General features: G+C 57.0%; 17 protein-coding genes and 1 tRNA gene. 4 read left to right on the forward strand and 14 right to left on the reverse strand.

The features are described from left to right. Positions 1–205: 205 nt before the first annotated feature. The 6 genes from VNM72_09260 to VNM72_09285 form a co-directional block, all read right to left on the reverse strand. Complete coding sequence (locus VNM72_09260; protein ID HXF05591.1) at positions 206–2,851, reverse strand: DUF499 domain-containing protein; 2,646 nt, start codon at positions 2,849–2,851, stop codon at positions 206–208. A 12-nt stretch (positions 2,852–2,863) separates the two neighbouring features. Further along, on the reverse strand, positions 2,864–3,829 hold the full coding sequence (locus VNM72_09265) for a hypothetical protein (protein ID HXF05592.1): 966 nt from the start codon (positions 3,827–3,829) through the stop codon (positions 2,864–2,866). Between the two features lie 39 nt (positions 3,830–3,868). Next, positions 3,869–5,572 carry a DUF1156 domain-containing protein gene (locus tag VNM72_09270; protein ID HXF05593.1) on the reverse strand — a complete coding sequence of 568 codons (1,704 nt, stop codon included), beginning with the start codon at positions 5,570–5,572 and terminating at the stop codon, positions 3,869–3,871. A gap of 79 nt (positions 5,573–5,651) precedes the next feature. After that, positions 5,652–7,355: an ATP-binding protein gene (locus tag VNM72_09275; protein HXF05594.1), complete on the reverse strand. Its 1,704-nt coding sequence runs from the start codon at positions 7,353–7,355 to the stop codon at positions 5,652–5,654. Positions 7,356–7,358: 3 nt separating this feature from the next. After that, positions 7,359–10,712, reverse strand: a complete 3,354-nt coding sequence (locus VNM72_09280) for a helicase-related protein (GenBank protein ID HXF05595.1) — start codon at positions 10,710–10,712, stop codon at positions 7,359–7,361. A 29-nt stretch (positions 10,713–10,741) separates the two neighbouring features. Further along, the gene (locus VNM72_09285) at positions 10,742–11,233 is read right to left on the reverse strand and encodes a hypothetical protein (protein HXF05596.1); all 492 of its coding nucleotides are present in this window, start codon (positions 11,231–11,233) and stop codon (positions 10,742–10,744) included. A 573-nt stretch (positions 11,234–11,806) separates the two neighbouring features. Here VNM72_09285 and VNM72_09290 point away from each other — a divergent pair. Then, positions 11,807–12,148 carry an STAS domain-containing protein gene (locus tag VNM72_09290; GenBank protein HXF05597.1) on the forward strand — a complete coding sequence of 114 codons (342 nt, stop codon included), beginning with the start codon at positions 11,807–11,809 and terminating at the stop codon, positions 12,146–12,148. Positions 12,149–12,184: 36 nt separating this feature from the next. Here the strand turns inward: VNM72_09290 and VNM72_09295 are convergent, their stop codons facing one another. The 4 genes from VNM72_09295 to VNM72_09310 all read right to left on the reverse strand — a co-directional run bounded on the left by VNM72_09295 (position 12,185) and on the right by VNM72_09310 (position 14,443). Then, positions 12,185–12,619, reverse strand: coding sequence for a biopolymer transporter ExbD (locus tag VNM72_09295; protein ID HXF05598.1), 435 nt, complete (start codon positions 12,617–12,619; stop codon positions 12,185–12,187). A gap of 4 nt (positions 12,620–12,623) precedes the next feature. Further along, a complete protein-coding gene (locus tag VNM72_09300) occupies positions 12,624–13,058 on the reverse strand; it encodes a biopolymer transporter ExbD (GenBank protein HXF05599.1) in 435 nt (144 codons plus the stop codon). Between the two features lie 63 nt (positions 13,059–13,121). Then, entirely contained in the window at positions 13,122–13,817 is a 696-nt protein-coding gene (locus VNM72_09305; protein ID HXF05600.1) for a MotA/TolQ/ExbB proton channel family protein, read from the reverse strand. 212 nt (positions 13,818–14,029) lie between these two features. After that, the gene (locus tag VNM72_09310; GenBank protein ID HXF05601.1) at positions 14,030–14,443 is read right to left on the reverse strand and encodes a secondary thiamine-phosphate synthase enzyme YjbQ; all 414 of its coding nucleotides are present in this window, start codon (positions 14,441–14,443) and stop codon (positions 14,030–14,032) included. A 408-nt stretch (positions 14,444–14,851) separates the two neighbouring features. Between VNM72_09310 and serC the strand changes: the two genes are divergently transcribed. After that, a complete protein-coding gene (gene serC, locus VNM72_09315; protein ID HXF05602.1) occupies positions 14,852–15,955 on the forward strand; it encodes a 3-phosphoserine/phosphohydroxythreonine transaminase in 1,104 nt (367 codons plus the stop codon). A gap of 889 nt (positions 15,956–16,844) precedes the next feature. On the opposite strand, the gene VNM72_09320 is transcribed toward serC, so the two are convergent. After that, a complete protein-coding gene (locus VNM72_09320) occupies positions 16,845–17,033 on the reverse strand; it encodes a hypothetical protein (protein ID HXF05603.1) in 189 nt (62 codons plus the stop codon). Between the two features lie 62 nt (positions 17,034–17,095). Here VNM72_09320 and VNM72_09325 point away from each other — a divergent pair, with 62 nt between their 5' ends. Together VNM72_09325 and lpxC are read left to right on the forward strand one after the other, a co-directional pair. Further along, positions 17,096–17,383 (forward strand): EutN/CcmL family microcompartment protein, encoded by a 288-nt coding sequence (locus VNM72_09325; protein ID HXF05604.1) that lies wholly within the window; start codon positions 17,096–17,098, stop codon positions 17,381–17,383. A gap of 245 nt (positions 17,384–17,628) precedes the next feature. Further along, positions 17,629–18,609, forward strand: a complete 981-nt coding sequence (gene lpxC / locus VNM72_09330) for a UDP-3-O-acyl-N-acetylglucosamine deacetylase (GenBank protein HXF05605.1) — start codon at positions 17,629–17,631, stop codon at positions 18,607–18,609. Here the strand turns inward: lpxC and VNM72_09335 are convergent. From VNM72_09335 to VNM72_09345, 3 genes are all read right to left on the reverse strand, one after another. Further along, on the reverse strand, positions 18,543–20,645 hold the full coding sequence (locus VNM72_09335; GenBank protein ID HXF05606.1) for a response regulator: 2,103 nt from the start codon (positions 20,643–20,645) through the stop codon (positions 18,543–18,545). The two genes, lpxC and VNM72_09335, sit on opposite strands and share 67 nt — an antisense overlap. A 7-nt stretch (positions 20,646–20,652) precedes the next feature. Then, the gene (locus tag VNM72_09340) at positions 20,653–21,273 is read right to left on the reverse strand and encodes a BON domain-containing protein (GenBank protein HXF05607.1); all 621 of its coding nucleotides are present in this window, start codon (positions 21,271–21,273) and stop codon (positions 20,653–20,655) included. 196 nt (positions 21,274–21,469) lie between these two features. Continuing rightward, a tRNA-Arg gene (locus tag VNM72_09345) sits at positions 21,470–21,546 on the reverse strand. Positions 21,547–22,418: the final 872 nt, after the last annotated feature.

Raw genomic sequence — 22,418 nt, forward strand, 5'->3', positions numbered from 1 at the left:
CTCACCGCCTCGTTCCCTCGGGAATCCATCACCTTGATGCCGGTGCACCTGTGCTCGCCGGATTTGAAGCGGAACGAGACAGTGCCGTGCGTGCGCTCAAATGCTTCAGGTTCAATTGTAGCACGAAAGGCATTCTGAAGTTTTCCCATGCATTCGAGTCGCCGGGGAAGAAGGCCCGCTGGATCTGCAAGGACGAGTAACCATCTCAGCTCAGTTTTTCTTCCTCCCACTCAAAGGAAATGCCGTAGTCTCGAAGTAGCTTCTCAATCTCCGCTTTCTTTTTCGCCAGCTCTCCGGTAGGCTCGCGTAGCTCGACGTTAACCTGTGCGCTTGCGTTCCTCAGCAGATCAACGACCTTTTGGACGGGGTAAAAATGGCTGGTACTTGTCTGTAGACGAAGGCCTGATACTACTGGTCGCTGTCCCTCACCCGCAGGTTCGACCTTCTCCAGTCCTATATGTTCCTTCGATACGATCGTGACACGGTCCTCTAGAAGCACCCCCGCAGGGACCAATTCACCGAAGTAAACCCGCCCACCCACTTTTACCCCGAACCTCGCCTGTTTGACGCCTTCCTCAACGGCACGGGAGATGGCTTGCTTCGGCTCGGTGAGCAAGGGAGCCCCCGGTGTGCCTACAAAGGCACTTGCCACCTGGTCCAATGAAATTTCCCTGTCCTTCGCAAGTATTTTTTCCGACAAATACTCCGGACTCACTTCCTTCAGGAGGAGTCCCTCCTTTTCCAAACGGGCATATACGGCTTCTGCCAGGGTCTTCGCCTTAACCCCTTCAGGGATAGGTCCGGCAGGCAATTCGGAGATGCCTTCGGGGCTGGGGCGATAGATGCGACTGTATGCAGTCAGCAAAAGCCCCTGAAGCCCGGTCGAAGCGTCCTTGCATTGGGCATCCATCTGCTGGCGGTCTTCCTCGTCCATCTGCCTGAAAGACCCGGAATTTCGGATGGCTTCCAATGCCAGCACACGACGCATTCTGGCCCTAAGTTGTGAGAGATTGCCCGCCTCGGGCACGAGAAAGACCAGCATGTTCTTGTGACTGCGGTAGGCTTCACCCGCCTGTTGGGTCACCTCTTTCATCCAGGCTTCCGCCCGGGATCGCTCATGCAGCTCCAGGGGCAAAACGACAAGCGTTGGCTCTGCGCGGTCCGGCACGCCACGATGATCGAGAGGGGCGACGATGACGGTCAAGGGTGTCTTCCCTTTCCCGGCGATCTTCTCTAACTCGTTCTTGAGTCCTTCTTGCACCTGCTCTTCGGTGATATCGGACTCATAATCAAGAATAATCTTGTTGAGGTTGGGCTTCGCCTGGAAGCGATAGCGTTTGTCGCGATAGACCAGATACCAGAGGCGTTCGCGCAGGTGGCTCAACACCTCTGAGATCTGCGCCGGATTGATGTCCGGACGTAATAAAGCTGTTCGGATTTCCTCCTCGGTCGCCCCCATATCCCGAGTTGCTGCGGAGATGCTGAAAAGAAAAGCACAGGAAGCCGCCCCTTGAGCCAGTTTTTCCCGCCGATACTCCTGACCCAGGTCTCTATCAATCTCATCCGCCCGCTGAAGCACATCTCCGGTCACAACTGCATCAAAGCCGCTATCCAGGAGTTTGACAACCTCCGCCCGTATGTGCCGGTCCGCAAGGTCTGTATGATGCGGCTGTATGAGAAACGCCGAGCCAGGCCGTTGATTCCAGAGCCTTCTAATCACCATCGCCAGCAATCGCAAAGCGCCTCGGGTCCGCTGAAACTGCGGATGCGGACCCCAGCGTTCGTAAAGCAAACCGATCAATTCAGGATGGAAGGGATAAGCCTTAAGCATCCGCCCCCTGTAATCGGATGTGCGCACACGGTCGGGAAAGAAGCGGGCATATTCGTTGTAGTAATCTGCCATAGCGTTGACGACGCGCTTGATCTCGCGTTCTTCGCCCAACCATTTGAAGAGCCGCCGTTGCAGGACTCCAAAGATTTCATCTTGAGCGACGGGAGTTTCGACCAGCTCGACCCGCCCCAAGACCTTCTTCGCATACTGGAAGAGACGCTCGGCCGCCTCTTGATTCTCTTCGGGAATCTCCAGAGATGACGCCGGCAAAGAAACCACCAGCACGGCTTGAGGAGAGGCGCTCACCGCCGCCGTCAGCTCCTGCAGAAAGACGCCGGTCTGCTCCATCAAGTTACTGTCGCCAACCTTCACCGCCTTTGCTTTCACCAGGTAGTCCAGGAGTTCGTCCATAAGAATGAGCGCCGGCTGGGATTCGTTAAGCAGCGCGGAGAGTTTCCCTGCCCCCGGCGCTGTGCGCGCTTCATCGGAGTCGCGCATGCGCTCATAGAACGCCTTGCCCCCGAGCCGAAACGCCAGTTCGCCCCAAAGCGTGAGGATTTTGCGCCCCTCCACCTCGCGGCCATTTCTGGCATCCAGTTCCCGACAATCTAAGACCGCTACGCGGATGCCCGGCGGAATCGTCCGCAGGTTGAGACGTTCTAAGATCGGGCGCACCGCCTCGGCCTCTCCGGAGGCGTCAGGATGCTTGCAGAGATGGTAAAGCGCCGCCATCGTGTGCGTCTTGCCTCCGCCAAAGGGCGTTTCTAGCCTCAATATGGGAGCGCCAACGCCGCCTGCAGCGCACAATCGCCCCAAGACGCGCTCCATCAAATTCGCCAGGCTTCGGGTCATGAAGGTTTTGACGAAAAATCGCTCCGGGTCGGTATAATCCCTATCGGCAGTCCCTTGCTCCACATGGTGCAGGCTGACCGCAAAAAGCGATGGGTCAAGGTCTTTCGCGAACACATCTCCATGAGGTTCACAAATCTCCCATACTCGCTTTATGTTTTTGCTTGCCATCTCGGCACCCTCCTATATCGGTAAACTCAACTGCCGGCGCTCTTCAATGGCCCGCATCGCCTGCTTGGTCAAAGTGGTCCGCGCCGGAAGCAGTTGCCCAAGCGCAGTAACTTCATCCGACAACCCGCTTTTCTCCCATTCGCGCTCGCTTTCGTAGAGCGCCTGAGCAGCTCGCCAGAAAGCGTGGTCTTCATCGTGAAAGCCCCCGAGGGCCAGAAAACTCGTCAAGCCCTCCGTTTCGCCGCGCTTCCAGAAAAACAGCGCAAGATGCAGCACATCAATCAGGGGAAGGGTATGAACTTGCCCGTCTTCGAGCGCCTTCCTTAGCGGGCGTAACGAGTTTTCATCCCGTAGCCTTTCCCAGAACGTGGGGAGTGTCACCTGGTCTCCCTTGCGGGATACCAAGCGTTGCTCGGTGCTCAGCCGATCCAGTTCGGCTCCGAGCGATTTCGCCAATTTGTTCGCCTCATCAAAGGAAAGCGTCTGGTCACCGTAAGCCCAGCGATAGAGCACATAAAGGCGCGTGGGAGCATCAACCAGCCCCAGCCCTTGACCCAGGCGTTCCAGAGCATAGTTGGCTACCAGCGTGCGCACTTCATCGAGGAGCTCTTCCACGCCGACCTCGCGGCCGTCGGGTCTGAGCACCTTGCGGTAACGCCCGAAGACGCCCACGGCCGGACCGATGGCGGAGATGAAAAAGTCCGCACCGCGAATCCCCGCATCCCAGAACTGCATAAGGCGCTCGCGCACGACTTCTCTCAGCTCGCCTCGCACCTCGTGATACCAGCCGGTGGGTGCCTCTGGGGACCTTCGGCGACAGGTCATCAGGATGGTGCTTTGCACCGCGCCTTTGCCCCGTTGATGGGTGGAGGCTTCCATCTCCGTGTGCACGGGCCAGGAGGCTGTGGGATAAAGCCCCGCATCCAGAAGGCTCTGGATGAGGCGTTCCCAGGCGGCTGTGGAGCGATGGGTGAACATGACCACGCAGATCCCTTCGGGCTTGAGGACGCGGTAGATCTACTTGAAAGACTGCTGCATGAGCCTCCGGTAATGGGCTTCGGCGATCTGCTCGCCTCTTTTGCCGCCGCCGAAGCGGGCGGGGTTAACGACCGCTTCCTCGTCCTTTGGCGTAAGTTCCGTCTGGAAAGCCTCAGGGTAAAGATCGCCCACCGCGCGCCGCAGCCAGACATAGAAGAAGTCGGAAAGATCCGCATAGGGCACATTGTCCGCATAGGGCGGGTCAATAACGACGGCGTCAAAGGTATCGGCGGCAAAGGTAAGGGAAGTTGCCGATCCCAGATGGGCACTGCCAATTTCAGGGGTGTGGCTTTCGCGTTGACAAACCGTCATAATCCGCTCTAAAGATGCCTGCCAACTTCCAGAAGCGCCGGCGACAGTATTCGCTTCCGCGTATGACCACTGCATATGCAAGTTGTGTCCAGAGAAGGTGTTCCACATCGTCTCGGCTCGGTTATCCCATCCTGACAGGAGGCCGTTGTAGTTCTCCACATTTCCCATCGCAAGCCCCAGATATGTCCCCACCGCCTTCGCGAACTCAGCGTCGCCGGTCTCACGCAAGATTTCCTGATGTGCCGCCCGCACCCACTTGCCGAAGGTGCACAGCGCCAAAAGCTGGCGGGGATTGAAAAGTTCGTACCATTTTTGAAATCCATAGCCACGGCCACTTACGATATTCGGATTGTGCTGATCCATCGGCTCCTCTGGTACCCAGGATAGACCGAATGCCCAGGGGGAGGGTGTCTGGAGGAGTTTTTGCAACGCTTCTTCCGCTTTCTGGAAAGCTGCCAGGTCCACATCAGTTGCCAGGCGATAGTTTCGCCCTTGCCCTCTGCCCCGTGTTGTCACCACTGCCACCAGGCGATGACCCATCCGTCCGGCTTGCGCTTCCGCCTTCACGTATTTGTCCTTCGCTGCGCTGCCGCAGAGGAGACAGACGGCATTAGCACGCCGCACCGTGCCCTCTGATGGGTCAAAGTCGAGCTTACGGTCCTGTACCACGGTGAACTCCACCCGCTTTGCCTGGCGGTCTACGAGGGGCTTTAGCGCCACCCGCTTGTTGGCTTTGCGGGCCAGCCAGAATTGACGGAAGAGCTGGATTTCCGCGCCGCACGAGGGATTGGGACAGCGAATGGTGCGGGACCAGATGTAGGCGATTGGCGTCTCACTGTTGACCTTCGGATAAAACTCCGCCAGTTCCTTCCGCGCCTGCTCCAGCACCCATTCACCCCAGCGCTTCACTGCTTCCACAAGCTTGTGTCCATAGCGCTGAGGGTATTCGATCGTCGCCTTCAGGATGAGGTAGGCGACAGGGTTATATTCCCCGGCATAGGCTTCACAGCCGAGCCTCAGGGCCTCCAGGGGAATGGAGCCGCCGCCGGCAAAGGAATCCAGCACCTTCGGCCGGGAATCCGGAAAGCGCTTGCGGACGAGGGCTCGCGCCTGTTCGAGGAGGTAACGCCCCGCCGAATCGCCGTCATGCACCCCCCACTTGCAGAGGTTCGTAATGAACTCTTGCGTAACGTCATCGCTTTCAGGGAGAAGGGCTCCCAGCACGGCAGCGCGGGCGACTACCAGAGGTCGGCGTGCCCACCAGACATGGAGCGTGGAGATATGCCCATGCCTGATAGCTTTCTCGCGTCTCGCCTCTTTGGAGAGGTACTGAATTGGCAAAGCCGACTCAATCAAAAATCGCTGTTCCATGACTTTTATCCTCCTTTTGCTGATGATTGCGCCCAGCCTAACCCCGTTGGTTGTGGTTCAAGCCCGAGTTATTGACCTCTCAATTATTGACTCGAATTGAATGAGGAAGGTCAATAATTTTCTCAGACGGGTCAATAACTCTCTTTCGTAAAGAATACCGCCTGCCGCGTTTTTCTCCGTGGGGCTTCAACCACCCTAGTGCAACAAGTCGTTGGGCGATTTTTCGAGCCTTAATGAGCGATACTCCAAGAGCCTGGCGAATGTCCTCGTTTTTGACAAACCCTTTCTTGTGCAAGATCGGTTCCAGCGCCACTAACTCCGGAGGCTTTTCCACAGGCGTTTTGGACGGCTCCTCCACCACTGCATAGATACGACCTTTCGGCCTGGTGAGGCGAACAATGCCTTTACGCATGAGTTCCTTGATGTCGCGGGCAGCGGTGTAGATGTCTACGCCCACGAGTTTTTGATAGGCCCTGCTGGTAAATCGGCCGCCGTGCTCATGGGCATAAGCCAGAAGCCGAAGTTGATTACGACTCAGGGCTTGACCTTCAAATCGTTTTAGCCATCCTACGGTCTGGGGGCTGAAAATCGGTGTGCTTTGCAGGATGACGACGAATCGGCCGCCCTCCAATCGGAACTCGGGCGGCTGCAGCCATTCCTGTTGCATTACTTCAAACATGCGGGGAATCCCCTCGCCCAATTCTCGCATGTAGCCGAACTCCGTTAGCACTCTGACGACGCGCGGGTTGCGGGAGGCATGAACCCGATTCCGTTTGAGTAGCTGTTCCAGTGTGACGGGTTCAACTAACTCTCCCGGGCTCGAAATTTCCATTCGGTCGTCAAAGAGATGGACTTCAATTTGTGCGCCCTCGATGCCGTAATCGCGGTGGGCAACGGCGTTGACGATGGCTTCCTGCCATGCGAATTCGGGATAGGCTAACCTTTCCTCAAAGAATAGGTCCACGAGATGTTGACGCTCGGGTATGTGCTGACGGATTTGTGCGTGAGCATTTTCAATGAGGCGAACGAGCGGCATTCCCTCTATCCGAAAGCGCTTCTCAATGTTCAACTCGGCGCCCGTTCGTCTTTCGGTGCCTCGCCAGCGAATAAATTCGATCCCACAGCGAGGGTGCCAGCGAGAAGGGTCTTTCCCGAACAGGAGCAAAGCAGCCAATGTCAAGCGAAGTTGCCCATTAACCCTTTCAGCCAGCCGGTAGTGAACAAGGGTATCCTCAGGTGACAGGTTCACCTTCCCTCGCTGTGCCAGCTCCTCCACTAAGGGAAGGTCTAGATCGTTAAGAGTGGCATTCGCAACAAATTGGATTTCTCTTGCTCGCTGTAAGCGAGAAGCTTTCATTGCATCTATGTCCTTTGCTGAGAACGGCAGATTCTGCGCCCCTATCCGGAGCAGGTAGCGGCCGTCGGTCAGTTGGTGCACCTGAGCGCTCCAATCGGTCTCAAAGACCCAGACCCGTTGACCCTCTAAGGTAATTTCTCTTGGGCAGAACGATAGGCGTGGTTGGATCAAGCCCCTCACTTGCTGCGATGCCGTGGAAAGATCGTACCGCGAAGGGACTCCTGCGTCGGTTCCATCGTCCTCCAAGCCGAGGACGACCGTGCCGCCATCAGCATTGGCCATGGCAACCAGAGTCTCGGCGACATCTCGCAAAGAATCTTTGAATGAGCGGGGTTTGAGCTGTCCAGTAGAGCGGTCATAGCAACTCTTGCGCTCTAAAAATTGACCTTCGGGTTGCTCCCTTAGCCAATCCCATCTGCTGGACATCGGCTACTCCGTCCCCTTCCATTGTTCAATGACAACCTTAATGACATTTACGACGGGTTGAGCACTCAGGCGAGTTGGGTTCTGAACGGCGTGTAATTTGGGTTCGGTCAGAGCGTTTTCCACGACGTAGAGCCAGTATGAATTGCCAAGGCGCTGCGCCATCTGCCACTCGTGGGCTGTCAATTCTACAGGTCCTGTTTCGCTAAAGGCTTTGACCTCTATGTAGCGGATTTCTTCAGTTCCGACAGACAAAATATCATATCCCAAAAACTTCTCGGAAACATCTTGGGGTTCCCGTCCATGCTCCCGTTCGTAACGCATTGCTTCGGCCATGCCGGCCTGCTCCACCTGCCGCTTGAGGTCTTCAGGTTCCGGAGGCGGTCCGGGAAGTTCCACGATTTGTTTGGGCACGATGAGAGCAACGGCAACCAGTTCCGGTTCTAAGAGCATAAGGGTTCGCTCTTTCTCCAGGGCCTTCAAGCGTTCTCCTCTTTCACGGACCAGCGCTTTGAGGTTCTCTTCCTCTTGGTGAATGGCGATACGCATATCCTCGCCCGCCTCGGCTCGTCGGTGGTATTCAAAGAGTTTCGCGTTGGATTCGGAAATCAATTGATCAAAGGAATGCTCCAACCACCTCCTTTTGATTTGGCACTCACGGTCGCGGCGGGCCTGGGCTTCGTCCTGCAGTTCCCCTATCTGCTGGGTCACGTACTGCTGGACGATCCTCTGGACGGCCTCCAGGTTATCCACGGTTTCTGGGGGAGGCGACCAGCCGTCAGGGACAGCCCGTAGCTCCCATAGCATTCGGGGGTCCACCTCACGGACTTCTTTGGAATGTCGGTCATAGAAGAGGGCCAATAGTCTTTCAATGACAGGTTTCCCATGGCCGTCCTGGACCCGCCCTCGAAAGAGCCAGAGTTGACCATCACGTCCCTTTTCATCGGTGAGCACCCCCTTCACGGGGAGGGACGATTTGTTCAGAAAATGCTCGCAGAGGGCTTCGAAGAGTGGATGTCCTGGTGCGAAGAACTCTGCGTTGCCCTCTCGTGCCTTAGAGCGTTCAAAGGCAACCCTCAGACCTCGCGCGTAGCTTTCCCCTTGCAGGTGATGCTGGCGCACAAATTCGCGAGGGACGCTTATGTGAAAGATACCGTCTTTCTTCCGATCGGGGTCCAGGCGCCCACCGACGATGCTCACCGCTAACTGAGTGAACCGCTGAACGTCCCAAGGCACCAGGCGCCTCAGTCGGGAGTCCTGGTCGTCCCGGAGCACAGCCGATCGGTCAATGTGATGTCCCGCCAGGGCATTTTCCTCCAAGGCCCGGCGGAACTCTTCTAACCGCTTTTCCACATCTATGTCAGTTACCCGCTCAATTTCACCAGTCCTCTCCTCCACGATGGCTCGCATAATCATCTCTTCCAGTCGCACACCCTCCAGGAGCATTCCGATGACGTCGTATACGGTATCACCCAGGCGCTGGCGCATCAGCTCCAGCTTCTGCAGTAGGCGTTGTAAGACCGTCCCCTCACGGGTCTCCGGGTAGAGCAGGTTAAAGACAAAGCACTCACGGGTCTGTCCGTAGCGGTGGATCCGTCCCATCCGTTGTTCCAGTCGGTTGGGGTTCCAGGGCAAGTCAAAGTTGACCATAAGGCGACAGAACTGGAGGTTGATACCCTCGCCGGCGGCATCTGTGGCCACCATGACCTGGACCCGATCGCGGAAGAACCGCTCCTGCTCCACGCGGGCTTGCAAGTTCATATCCCCGTGGATCACGGCCACAGGGAATCCCCACTCCTGCTCGAATTTGCGCTTGAGGCCATTTAAGGTGTCTTTGAACTCAGTGAAGACGAGGAGCTTTTCTTCCGGATTATGGCGCAAGTGCTCCTCGACCACGCGGCGGAGTTCCTGGACCTTCGCCTCTTCGCCAGCCTTCTCCGCCTGGATGGCCAATTGAATGAGATCATCCAGTTCCCCGATTTCTTCCCGGAGTTCCTCCGGTGTCTCAGCGGCGGTCACGCCCTCGAGGCGTTCCTGAAGGCTCTCCCATTCGGCATCTGTCAGATCGGCCAGCTCAGCCAAGTTTTCCTCGTCTAACGCCGGCAGGGCTATTTCTTCAGCCAATCGCCTCTCCCACTCCCTCAAGAGGTTCTGCAATTTGGTGCGCCGACGGTGTAGCGACTCTCGGATGGCTGCAAGGCTTGATGAAAGCCTGCGTTGCAAGACCGTTAAGGCCAGGGCAACATTGCGACTTCGGCGGTCCGTTTTACCCGATACGGTCCTATACCAGCGCCGCACGTAAGCCGTGACACTTTCGTAAAGTTCTCGCTCGGCTGCTGTCAGGGTGATACTCAGTGTGCAGACCTCACGTTTCTTGAAGATTTTGCTCCCGTCCAGGTAAGTCACCTGCTCCTTGGACCGGCGCAGCACAAAGGGCAACCCATTCCCCTCTCGGGCTGCTTCCTTGAGTTGGGTTTCATTAAAGAAAAGCCGGGGTTCTAAGAGTTCTAACAGCAAAAAGTAAGCTGAATCATCGCCTTTATGAGGAGTAGCTGTCAAAAAGAGAACGTTTGTCGTCCGTGGGGCAAGGGCTTCGCCTAACAGGTAGCGTTGACTCTTGGCGATTTTACGACCGTAGCGGGTCGCCGAGAGTTTGTGCGCTTCATCAACGATTAATAGATCCCATTGGCGCCGAGTGAGCACGTCCATAATCTCGCTCTTCTTAGCGAAGTCCATCGAGGTTATCAATTGAGGATTACGCTGGAAAAACTCGTCCGAATAGATATTGGAGAACACCCCTCGATCCAGGATCGTGAAGTCTTCTCGGAACCAATCCCCCAGTTCGCGGCGCCACTGGTCCTGCAGGTGAGCGGGGACGACAATCAAGACCCGTTGTGCCAGACCTCGCGCCTTCAACTCCTTAAGCACCAGCCCCGCCACAACGGTCTTACCCAGGCCGGGGTCATCTGCCAGCAAGAAGCGGATCCGGGAGCTTGGAAGGATATACCGATAGACAGCATCCACCTGATGGGGCAAAAGGTCCACCTGGGTCACGCTCACTGCATAATGGGGATCGAAGGTGTAGGCCAAGCGCATACGCAGGGCCTCAGCATAGAGTAAGAAGGGGTCACGCGGCAAGAAGTCGGCTCGTAGAAAATCTTCTTTGAGCGTGGGCAACCGCTTTACTCGTTGGGCGAGTTCTTCAAGCGTGAGGACGAAGGTTTGCGCCTGTCGGCTCTGGCTGGAGATGACCCCAAGGGTGATCCGATCCGTGGAAGGTTCGGCTCTATAGACCTCGAAAACTTCCGGGTACGGCTCCAGGCGAATTCGCTCACCAGGTTTCGGTAGATCGTGGTTCATCAGACCTTCCTAATTCTTTTTCTTTGTGTTTAGTAATCGTACCAGATTTTTCGGCCGAGGTTCGCAAGTGAAGGAATCTTCTGATTTTGGACTTTGATTTGCTCTGGGTCGTGGGGTTTGTCCTTCACGTCGCCGCGGTCAGTGCCCAGTTGGAAGTTAGAGGCATATTTGATGCTGTAGGGCGGATTAATGTAAATCATCTGCACTTTGTCCGTCAGATCCCCTTTGACAAGGAGCGAGTTGATCACGGTGGGCGAATCGCCCAGAAGCCGGTTCGCCCGGCCAAGCTCGCGTTGATAGAATTCCACCAGCTTACCGGCGGACAAAGGCGTTTCGTCAAAAAGGTTGAGCTTTAGTGGCTCGGGACCGCGTTTGGTGTAGAGAGTTGCCTGTGTGGGAGCGGGTGCGCATTGCGAGCCCAACGGCCGTCTGGCGTTCGGGTACTTCTGCAACAGCGCATGAGGAATGACCACCGAGCCTCGTCCTTCAGCCGGGTCCTTCTCGCGCCCGTTTCGCTTCACGTTCTCTCGAAGCCTCTCTTTCATGGTGAGTGATAGGACAGCGACCCGTTGCTCCCGATCCTTTCCGCCACGAATTGTAATTGGAGTCACCCCAAAGTCAATAACTTTGATCCCCAAACACAAACATCCGTCAGACCGGTCAACGGAATCTCCCTCGAACGGCTTTGACCCCTGCGCGTTCCGTACCCGATCTTTCAGTCGGTCAGGTGAGTTTTCGAAATGCCCACATTCCCTCCTTAAAGAACTCCTTGATCCGGTCCAGGGTCGAACAACGTGATTGCAGGGTCTTTGCCGGGACATACCGGGACTCGCTGACCCTCCCACGTCGGATCGAACGACGCGTTTCCAAGGTGTTCGCCGGGGTATCTCTGTGCGCGACGAAGTGTCATGGGCAAACATCTTCACGGCGCGACTCATTATGGGACGGGATGATCATATCCGATTTCCTCAGGAATGGCCTGGTTGGCTTCATTGACTTCGGCCTTTGCGGTCGCCTATAATGCGGCCTGTTTTCATCCGTAGGGATCGCAGGTAGGAAAAGCAATGAAAGCATCGAGGAGGAAACCGTAAGATATGACCATCAAGGAACGACGAGTCAATGATGTTGTGATTCTGGATATCGAGGGGAAGATTCTACTTGGCGAAGGCGACGTCCAGCTTCGGGAAGCAATTCAGCGGCTGTTACAGTCCGGGGCGAAGAAGATCCTCCTGAATCTGGCCGATGTGCCCTACATTGACAGTGCGGGATTGGGCGAGATCGTTCGATGCTATACGACGACCCGACGTGAAGGGGGAGAATTGAAGCTTCTGAATCTCACCAGCCGTATCCGGGATCTGCTCACGATTACGAAACTGATCACCGTCTTTGAGAGTTTCGATACCGAGGAAGCCGCGCTGAAGAGCTTCGCCAGCTAAGCTCCTGTTTTCACCCGTCGGAGCGGGCGGCGTATCCTATCGTCCCGAAAGGATTCGCCACCGCTGCCGATCCATCGCTGTGGGAAGGGAAATTCGGCTAGCCCCTGCGAGTTTGGCCTCATCGAAAGCGGCAATCATTGCTTCGAATGGAGCTTCGGGTTCTGTATCAATGATCACGGGAGTGTTTTTGTTCTGTTCGATCCGGGCCTTGATGGCCGGCCCGAGATCCTCGATGCGAATCGGTTGGTCGTTCAAACGATAGTCCGATGGACCCAGTACCCGGATGTAAAGCGCTTCTTCGGGCCGTACATTCACGATCAGGTTCGGGTCTTCCGGGGGCAATCCGAAATTTATTCCCTTGATGGCAGCAAAGGCCGCCGTCAGCATGAAGAAGATGATGAGCAGGAAGGCGATGTCGGCCATCGAGGCCGTGGGAATTTCGGCATTGACTTTTCGTCGAGGAACTTTCATCGTCTCATCCTTGTCTCCGGGGACCCCGGGCTTCGGTCAGGAAGTAGACGTTTCGCGCCCGGCTTAAGCGAAGCCGTTCCAGGCAAAATTCAATATAGCGGTAAGCGGCCCGTCGGTCGCCTTTGACGACGAAAGATCGAGCAGGATTTTGACGGAGCACCTCGGCAATAAACCGATCGAGCTGATCCACATTCTCAATCGTCTGAGAGACCTCTCCGTCGGTTGCTTTGATCACTCCTTCCGCCGTGACCGTCAGCAAGGCGCTGTTTCGGACGATTTCTTCCCGGTTCACCGACGCGGGCAGGTCCACGACCGTTTGATCGGTGGAGAAGACCGTCGTGACCAGGAAGAAAATGATGAGCAGGAAGGCGATGTCGGCCATCGAGGCCGTAGGAATGGTGGCACTCAAGCGATGGACGTGCCGTCGGACGCGAATCATGATATTTCGTCTCCGGTTGCCACTCCGACGCCCGGATCTCGCGCCATCCGGGGCCGGGACTTCTTAGTTCGCTGCCGCCGCATAACTGGACGGCCCCTGCTCGATCTCCTTGATCGTTTCCAGGAGCATCGCTCCGGCCGTCTCCATGTTGAGCGAGATCTTGCCCACGCGCGTCACGAAGTAGTTGTAGGCGGCTTGAGTGGGGAGTGCGATGATCAACCCGGCGGCGGTCGTGATGAGGGCTTCAGAGATTCCGCCCGCGACAGCTTTCGGATTTCCCAGGCCCACTTCCGCCACCTTGTCGAAGGCGTTGATCATGCCGGTGACGGTTCCAAGAAATCCAAAGAGCGGAGCAATGTTGGCGACCGTCGCCAGGATCCAGAGAAATCGCTCCATGCGAGCGACCTCCTGGGTGGCCACGGCTTCCATGGTTCGCTCGATCTCCTCGATGGGCTTGCCGATCTGAAGCAAACCCGCTTTTATGGTGTTGGAGATGGGGCCTCCCATCGCATCGCAGATTTTGGTCGCCGTCTCCAGATCTCGCGCATGCAGGGCTCGACGCACCCGACCGACGATCTCCGCCATATTGTCCTTGATGCGATGGAGCGCCCAGGCGCGTTCGATGATCACCACCAGGCCTGCTAGCGAGCACAAAAGCAGCGGCCACATGACCGGCCCGCCGCGCACGAAGTAATCTTTCAGTGTTCCCCAGCCAAAGAGTAACAGGGGAGTGTGAAGAACCTCAGGTCCGATGTTCACCGTTTCCTTCTCCCTTCGATTTTTAGCACCGATTTTAATTTAGCGTGCTCCAATGAAAAGTCAAGCAACGCCATTCGATGATGAGAATGTCCCCCTCCGGGTGCGATCGCGTTTTCGGTGTTTCCCTCTTACCGCGCGTCTTTCTCTTAATCACCCGTTCTGACCCGGGGGACTTGACGTGGGGAAACGCCAACGTCTCCGATCTCCTTCGGTCACTCACCGATGATTTGCACGATGATGCGTCGGCGTCGGGGACGAGTATCGAAATCCACAAGCACAATCTGTTGCCAGGTACCGAGGAGCAGCTCCTTTTTGCGAAAGGGGACCGTGAGCGAAGGGCCGATGAGCGATGCCCGCAGGTGGCTGTGTCCATTATCGTCAATGGTGTTGTGCCGATAAGGGTGATTTTCCGGTATCAGCCGACGCACAGCATCCACCAGGTCGGCGACGACGTTCGGCTCGTATTCGATCGTCGTAATGCCTGCGGTCGAACCGGGAACGAAAATCGTCACGATACCTGATCCTGCCGAGCTTGAAGCGACGATCCTCGCAACGTCCGCGGTGATGTCTTTAACTTCGTCCCGACCGCGCGTTTCGTATGTCAGCTCCCGTGTTTCGACCGTCATAGAGAGCCTAATGCTACGTGATGAAGCACAGGTTTTCAAACCGCTCCCGCCCGACTTCTTCGTCAGGGGCAGACCGACACCATCCACCCGACAAGACCTCCTCGCGTGGGTTGGAACACGGAAATGGGGTAATCGGACCGATCTCCACCTGGCCCATCACCGAGAATGTCTACAAGCAGTTAGTCCCGGTTCGAAGGTAAACGCCAGGGAGCGTCTCTGGGGAGAGCGGGCCACTACCCGGAGAGGGAGCGCGGAGGTTCACCCTTTTGCGGCGAGTCAGGCTGGGAAACACGGGCCTGCACTCGTCCCCGGTGAATTTCCGGCTGTCCTGACCGCTTGGGGTTGCCGAATGTCTTTTCTCCCCCGGCGGATTCCACCTATAATGACCGGTCAATCGGAGTGAAAGCGATGACACATCCGCGAGTTTACAATTTCTCGGCGGGACCGGCGATGCTCCCTCTTTCCGTGCTTCAGCAGGCACGGGAGCATCTCATCAGCCTTCCAGGGGTCGGCATGTCCGTTTTGGAGATCAGTCACCGGTCGAGATGGTTCGAAGAGATTCTGGAGGCCGCGGAGGCGAATCTGCGTAAGCTCCTTGGTATACCGCCCCACTATCACGTGCTCTTCCTTCAGGGAGGGGCCAGCCTCCAGTTCTCCATGGTGCCGATGAATTTTCTCCGGGGACGTGGATCGGCTGATTACATCGTGACGGGCTCCTGGGGCGAGCGAGCTGTTGCCGAGGCCCGTCGCGAAGGACGTGTGCGCATTGCCTGGAGCGGTCGGGACGAAGGCTATGTCCGCGTACCCTCTCCATCGGAACTGGCGGTTGATTCCTCAGCCGCGTACGTTCATTTCACGTCAAACGAGACGATTCACGGCGTTCAGTTCGCATCCGAACCGGAGGTCGGCGATGTCCCGCTCATCTGCGACGCCTCTTCGGATTTCCTTTCGCGTCCGCTTCAGATCGAGCGATATGCCCTGCTCTATGCGGGGGCGCAGAAAAACGCGGGGCCGGCGGGGCTCACCATCGTCATCCTCCGGGATGACCTGCTGGAAGCAGCCGCCCGCAATCTTCCATCCATGCTGGATTATCGCGTTCATGCGAGCCACCGGTCGGTATACAACACACCTCCGGTCTTCGCCATTTATATCACCAAGCTTGTCACCGACTGGTTATTGGAGGAAATCGGCGGCCTGGAAAAAATGGCGGCCCGTAACCGGGAAAAGGCGCGTCTGCTCTACGACACGATTGATCGTAGCGATGGCTTTTATCGCGGCCACGCGCGACCCGACAGTCGCTCGATGATGAACGTGACCTGGCGATTGCCCTCTGTCGCTCTGGAAAAAGAGTTTCTGCGCCAGGCCGAGCAACGGGGACTCTATGAGCTGAAAGGACATCGCTCCGTCGGGGGATTGCGAGCGTCGCTTTACAATGCCATGCCCCTGGAGGGTGTGCGCGCGCTGTGCGACTTCATGAAGGAGTTTCAGCACGCTCACTCGGTCGCTCAATGATGGAGTCAGTGCGGTCCTCTGCGCCGCATAGAGCGTCGCTGAAGAGCTGAACCTGATCGAATCATTAGCCGACGTTCTTCAATCCGGCCGCTCTTAGAAACGCCCCGATCCCTCTGGGTATATTTGGTAGGGGTTCCCCTGTGGGTTCTTTCCCCGCCTTGGAAGAAACGGTCAATCCCGGCTGTTCGATGGTCACTGGTTTGAGGCTCACGCTCCTCATGTGCATCTCGACACGGCCGAGCGTCCCATCGTAGATAGCCTGGTGACGAAAGCCGGTGAGATGTGTCCGCCAGGTTCTCGATTGATGCGCACCGGGAGGTTGAGAGCGAGCGGAGCCATCACGCCCCCGCCATCATTGTAAGTTCGTTCGAGAATCGTCCGGTTCTTCCGCGGATCAATCCCGGTCGCGAGTCGGTCATCAGTATGACTCTGGCGGTAGGACCGACTTTCGAAGTGAACGAGCCGATGGGTAGATGGCCCGCAGTTTCTCCTGAAAGGGTTCGGGTAGTTTCTGCTGCGAAGGGCCGGAGGACGATGATGGGACCCGCCCATCGCAGTGCCCGTTACGCATTCGTATCGTTCCGATTGAAGCCTCTCCAGAACCGCACCCCGCTCAGGTAATGGTAAGTTTCCTCGCGCAACGGTATAGCAAGGTCTCAGCAAATATCATGCGGAATGGCGATCGAATCCGAGAGAGTACCGGTATCAACGCGAAAGAGTGAGAGAGTATGTCCTCTTTGAACAAAGAGCCCCTTCTCCTGGTGCCGGGCGACATGGCCGACCTCCCAGCAGAAGCGGATTGACAATAGGCAGTCGGGATGGGGGGAGTAAATCACCGTTCAGATCGTGCAAAGGATCGAACGTGCACTGTTGGGGTTCGTGCACCCACTCACAGAAAGTTTGGGTTGAAGAAGGAAGCCATTTCCGTCGGTTTCGTCATCATACGACCCGATGCCATAAAGCGGGCACTGGCGTTGCCGTCGGTCTCCATCCGCTCCCCGTGTGCTTCCCGCGCGACGTTACGTTCGTTGCCGATGCCATTGGCCTGTCGAGGAGGGAGGACCATGTTAATCCACATATCCCGTACAGCCGGTAGTGGCTCTTGCTTCGATCTCCGACCTAGGCTAGTCTGATGCCATCATGATTCTGGCGCGAGTCATCGGAAACGTCGTGGCGACGCAAAAGAACGAGCGGTATCAGGGGGCGCGCATCTTGCTCGTTCAACCCATTACGCCTGACGGGAAGGATCATGGTCACCCCCTGGTTGCGCTCGATGCGGTGCAGGCCGGGATCGGGGATACCGTGCTGGTCGTTCAAGAGGGATGGTCGGCATCAACGGCGGCAACGGGTGAACCGGGTGCTGCTATTGATTCGACCATCGTGGGGGTGGTTGATACAATCGAGTTCGTTGCTGACGAAAAACTGTAATGCCATTGGGGTGGCCGCGCCGCATGTGTTATCTCCGGACAGGGGTGCGGTCCTCTTTTTGCTATCCCGGTGATACTGTGGCCCATAGACCACACACGTGATGCGTAAGTGCAACATGATTAGGGGTCGCCCGGAAGTGCGCAAGCGAGAGGGCACTCCCGAAAGTGTTTGAAAACCAAGGGGTCACGCCGAGCCTCATTCCGCGCGCAGGCGGCGGCACAGGAATTGCTAACATATCTGTTGCTATGCTCACGAGGCAAACAACGATCAAGCGGCCGGTCGAAGTCAAGGGGGTGGGATTGCATACGGGCGTCAGCGTGCGCTTGCGGCTTTGTCCGGCACCGGCGTACACCGGGATTGTGTTCTGTCGTACTGATCTGGATCGGTTCGAGATTCCCGCTCGGCCCGAGCACGTAGCGCATGTGAGCTATGCGACAACGCTCGTTCGCCGGGGAGTCATGATCAGCACGGTCGAGCATTTGCTCTCGGCTCTAGCAGGGTGTGGCGTAGATAATGTACTCATCGAGATTGATTCGCTCGAGGTGCCGATCCTCGACGGGAGCGCTCTTCCATTTGTCGAGATGATCGAGGCCGCCGGGAAGGTCATTCTCGATGCTCCCCGTTACTATCTCCGCGTGCGCAAGGTTCTTTCGGTCGAAGAAGGGGACAAGCGGCTGACCCTCAGTCCCCACACGACTTTCTCCGTGTCGGGGACGATTGATTTTCCTCATCCGTTGATCGGGAGACAAACCCTCACTGTGACGCTTGATGAGCCGACCTATTCGCGTGAGATCGCTCCGGCGCGCACCTTTGGCTTTTTGCGGGAGGTTGAGGGGCTTCGGCGGATGGGCCTCATCCGTGGCGGGTCACTGGAAAATGCCATTGTTCTTGATGGGGAGAGAATCCTCAATCCCGAAGGGTTGCGCTTTGCCGACGAATTCGTCCGTCACAAGGTGCTGGATCTCATCGGTGATCTCGCGCTGCTTGGCCATCCTCTGCTCGGTCGGATCGAGGCCGAGCGTCCTGGCCATGCCTTGAATACGACGGCCGTGCGGAAACTGTTGAGCGATCCACAGGCCTGGGAACTCACGGAGCTTGATGCTCTGGGTTCCGCCGGCCCCTCGGTAGAGAAGCCGGCCATTATCCATGCCGAGACAGCTCACCCCGAAGCCGCTTCCGGTTCGAGAAGTTGGTTGATGGCGTTTAAGAGTTCCTCGATGACGTAAGGTTTTTGGACAAACCGGATGTTTGGCGCCGTCAGAATGTCCTGATCAATGTTTTCGCTGTTATAGCCACTGCTCAAGATGACTTTCACCTGAGGATTGATCCGCGTCAGCCACCGATAACACATAATTCCGCTCATCTTCGGCATGGTCAGATCGAGGATGACGATATCAATGTCGCTCACCCTCTGCTGGTACGTCTCAAGAGCTTCGGCTGCGTCCGATGCCGTCAAGGTCTGGAAACCGTAACGGTGAAGGATGGCTTGGGCAACGCGCACAACGGCTGGTTCATCGTCTACGATGAGGAGCGTGCGCCTGGCCGACGATGAGCCCGGATCAGGCATCGGACTATCAGGTGTACCGGATTCAATCGGAGCGGCGGGAAAAAGCAGCGTGATGCGGGTTCCGGCACCCGGTTTGCTCTCGACGTCAATGAGCCCTTCAAAGCTTCTCACCACGCCGTAGACAATCGCTAAACCCAATCCCGTTCCCCGACCGACCTCCTTGGTGGTGAAAAAGGGATCGAAAATACGTCGCAAGTTCTCTTCGGCGATTCCCACGCCGGTGTCGCTGACGCTGAGGGCAACGAACTCGCCCGAACGCGCTTCCCCAAGCAGTGGACGGAACGTGTGCGCGTCAATCAGCCTGTTCTCCGTCTCCAGCGTGAGGGTTCCTCCTAGCGGCATGGCGTCGCGGGCGTTGATGCAAAGGTTGACCACCGCCTGCTCGATCTGAGCCGGATCGGCTACGATTGGCCAAAGGTCATCGGCTTTTTTCAGATGGATCGTAATGGTGGGATCAAAGGTCGGGCGGAGAAACCGCACCACTTTCTCGACGATCACATTGAGGTTGATCCGCGCCGGGCGGGTCGAAATCTGGCGACTAAAGGTGAGAAGTTGTGTCGTCAACTCAGCCGCGCGTTTAGCTGCCTGCTCGATCTGCATCAGAGCCTCCCATCGGGGATCGCCCGGACTGGCTTCCCCAAGGAGCAGGGAGGCGTATCCGAGAATCACCGTCAGTAAGTTGTTGAAGTGGTGGGCGACACCCGCTGCCAGTGTCCCGACGCTCTCCAATCGCTGGGCCTGAACCAACTGTCGCTCCAGCGCTTTTTTCTCCGTCACGTCAATCAGCGTCCCTTCGTAATAGAGAACTTTTCCCCGGCGATCTGTCACCGCACGGGCATGTTCTTCGACAATGACAACGGTCCCATTTTTTCGTTTGAGGGCGAACTGAACTCCGGTCAATCTTCCCGTTCGATGCAGTTCAGCGATATTCCTTCGCCGCACGGCGGGATCGAGATAGAGCGTCCGCTCAATGTCCACCTGCAGTAGCTCATCCAGAGAATCATATCCGAGCATTTTGACGAGAGCGGGATTGGCGGCGAGGATTTTTCCCTCCGGCGTGCTTTGATACATTCCGACGACGGCTTTTTCGAACATCTCGCGGTATCGCTCTTCGGAGCGGTGGAGGTGTTCGATCAGCTCGGCTTGCCGCAGGGCAATACCGATGTGATGGGTAACGGTCCTGACCAGATTAATCTCGGAGGGATTCCAGGAGCGCTGACGGTTCACGATGCCGATGCAGGTGATAGCCTTGAGCACTCCGTCTTGTTCGACCGCGGCATAGAGGGCGGATCGTGTCCCGAGGGGCTGATACACGCGGGAATAGTAGGGGCGGGTGAGGGGATCATTCTCCACGTCAGCGATGGCGAGAACTCCCTGATCGCGGACGACCCGAACCAGTTCGCGGAATTCGGACAGCGCATATCTCCGGAGAGCCGAGGGAACACCCGGTTTAAGAAACTCATGCACCGGTTCGATGATATCCTCGGCTTCTCGCACTGTGAAAAACAGGCAGCGATCGGCGTCCAGCAAGCGAGCGAGGGCCTCGGTCGCCGCCCGCGTGACGGTGCGCACATCGGATGACCGATGAATCTCCAGAGCTAGCCGATCGAGAAGGGCGTCTCGTTCCTTCAGGGGAGACGACTCGGTGATCTCGTGAGATTCGGCGGTATCGGTTGTGGGGTCAGGCTCTTTCATTGCATCGTCACCTCGCAACCTCAAGATCGTTGACGACCTCCCTGACGCCCTCCACCTCACGAGCGATTCTCTCAGCCAGCAACTTTTCCGCGAGATTTCGCACCGTGCCACTGAGTCGTACCACGCCTTCCCGACTGGTGACCTTGATGGTCCTGATGTCAAATGCATCCGTGCGATAGAGGGCGAATTCCACTTCCTTGGAGAGTCGAAGATCCGGATCTTCCTTCGCCGGTGCCGGGGAGCGACTCGGTGCGGCTGTTTGCGAGATCGCAAGATGCAGGCTAAGTGTCCTGACGCCTGCCACACTTTTCACCAACCTCTCCACCGCCGCCTGTTCTGCTGTAGTGGGAACAATCCCCGTGACGGTGACAGCTCCCTCGGAGACGACGAACTCCAGCGGAAGATTTCGCAGGGTCGGATCCTTGAGTACGGCCTTCAGGATGGCTGCCTCTATTTCCGCATCTGACGGTTGGCGGAGCCTGGTCCCTATCCTTCCTCCGGTCAGCCTGCCTACCCTCTCCCTGAGATGGAGCGAACTGAGGTCAGCGTAATGAGAGAAAGCTACCAGGGCTGCCCCTGTGAGGATGAGGATGATCAAAACCCATCCTTTAGCCGTCAATCGTACCATGCCTGAAGCCTAGCGAAACTCCGTTGCCTCGTCAATTGGCCTGCCTGAAGCGAAAAAGTCCGATATTCTTGCAGGCCGGGGTGGGAGAGACTCCCCATCTTTCGGACTCAAAAGGGCCGATCCGTCCCTCCGTGCGTAGCTGCCGTGCATGAAGGGGGAGATCGCTCGGCGGGAGCATTTCAGCAAAGAGAAGAAGTGGTGCACCCGGCGTGATTCGAACACGCGGCCTTCGGATTCGTAGTCCGACGCTCTATCCAACTGAGCTACGGGTGCACCATGTGGCGACCCAGCGGCACACAGAATAACATCGTCACGGCTTTCCTGTCCAGACCGACAGGCCAACCTAACCGGCTCGGCTTCGGTTCGGGAAAATCTCGGGCTTGACTATGAGCCAATAAAAGAGATTCGATGCCCAATGGCTAAGGCTGATGGCGTTTCTCCTGGAGGCGATCGCAAGAACCTAACGGCAGGCACTCACCTCTTCGGGAAGGTCCTCTGAAAATCCTTCCAGAGGGCCTCCCCACCCTTGAGGGAAGAGTTCGCAATGACCTCCAAAAGCTCGCTCATGGGCCGTTGGGCTTTTCTAGAGAGCTGATCTTTGCCCTGAGCGCGCAGGCCAGTCGCTAGCGACACTTCAGGCATCGGCAAGGCGAGGGGAGAATCAGGGGGGTGAAGATACGTCCCGGCCATAAGCTGCCGTCCTTATCGAATTGAGCCGCACGAGCCCCCCGAAGGGAATCAATACCTTCACAGGTTCCCGCGGGACGGTATCTTTCACCCGAACCAGTCAAGTCTGTCGCTTCCCGACCAGGGGGGATTCAGTGAACAGCCAGAGGCTTCGGCCATCCCTGACGCGACCTATGGATGACACAGCAGATCACCGCCTCGCCCGGTCGGGATCCGAAGCGATCTATGGACTTTTCTCCATCGCTTGCTATCATTGCTGGCCTATCATGTCAGGGATCGGGCACGATCATATCCGGATAGCACTCCTTCTGTTGTGGGGATGGTCGGCAGCGAGCCGGCGACGGCAACGCGCTCAGTCGGCAGGCGGCCTCTGCATGATTGACCTCGAATCAGAACTTCATCTCTTTGGCATCCATGACGTGTTCACACCGAACCGTCAACGAGCCCGCAAGACGCGG

It is taken from the genome of Blastocatellia bacterium (assembly GCA_035573895.1).
Lineage (GTDB): Bacteria > Acidobacteriota > Blastocatellia > HR10 > HR10 > DATLZR01.

Bases quoted from the DNA above. Each gene is read 5' to 3' on its own strand.
- VNM72_09335 (HXF05606.1), bottom strand. From the start codon at position 20,645: ATGAAAGAGCCTGACCCCACAACCGATACCGCCGAATCTCACGAGATC.
- VNM72_09295 (HXF05598.1), bottom strand. From the start codon at position 12,619: ATGAAAGTTCCTCGACGAAAAGTCAATGCCGAAATTCCCACGGCCTCG.
- VNM72_09310 (HXF05601.1), bottom strand. From the start codon at position 14,443: ATGACGGTCGAAACACGGGAGCTGACATACGAAACGCGCGGTCGGGAC.
- VNM72_09265 (HXF05592.1), bottom strand. From the start codon at position 3,829: ATGTTCACCCATCGCTCCACAGCCGCCTGGGAACGCCTCATCCAGAGC.
- VNM72_09320 (HXF05603.1), bottom strand. From the start codon at position 17,033: ATGTGGATTAACATGGTCCTCCCTCCTCGACAGGCCAATGGCATCGGC.
- VNM72_09260 (HXF05591.1), bottom strand. From the start codon at position 2,851: ATGGCAAGCAAAAACATAAAGCGAGTATGGGAGATTTGTGAACCTCAT.
- VNM72_09280 (HXF05595.1), bottom strand. From the start codon at position 10,712: ATGAACCACGATCTACCGAAACCTGGTGAGCGAATTCGCCTGGAGCCG.
- VNM72_09325 (HXF05604.1), top strand. From the start codon at position 17,096: ATGATTCTGGCGCGAGTCATCGGAAACGTCGTGGCGACGCAAAAGAAC.
- VNM72_09340 (HXF05607.1), bottom strand. From the start codon at position 21,273: ATGGTACGATTGACGGCTAAAGGATGGGTTTTGATCATCCTCATCCTC.
- serC (HXF05602.1), top strand. From the start codon at position 14,852: ATGACACATCCGCGAGTTTACAATTTCTCGGCGGGACCGGCGATGCTC.
- VNM72_09290 (HXF05597.1), top strand. From the start codon at position 11,807: ATGACCATCAAGGAACGACGAGTCAATGATGTTGTGATTCTGGATATC.
- VNM72_09275 (HXF05594.1), bottom strand. From the start codon at position 7,355: ATGTCCAGCAGATGGGATTGGCTAAGGGAGCAACCCGAAGGTCAATTT.
- lpxC (HXF05605.1), top strand. From the start codon at position 17,629: ATGCTCACGAGGCAAACAACGATCAAGCGGCCGGTCGAAGTCAAGGGG.
- VNM72_09270 (HXF05593.1), bottom strand. From the start codon at position 5,572: ATGGAACAGCGATTTTTGATTGAGTCGGCTTTGCCAATTCAGTACCTC.
- VNM72_09300 (HXF05599.1), bottom strand. From the start codon at position 13,058: ATGATTCGCGTCCGACGGCACGTCCATCGCTTGAGTGCCACCATTCCT.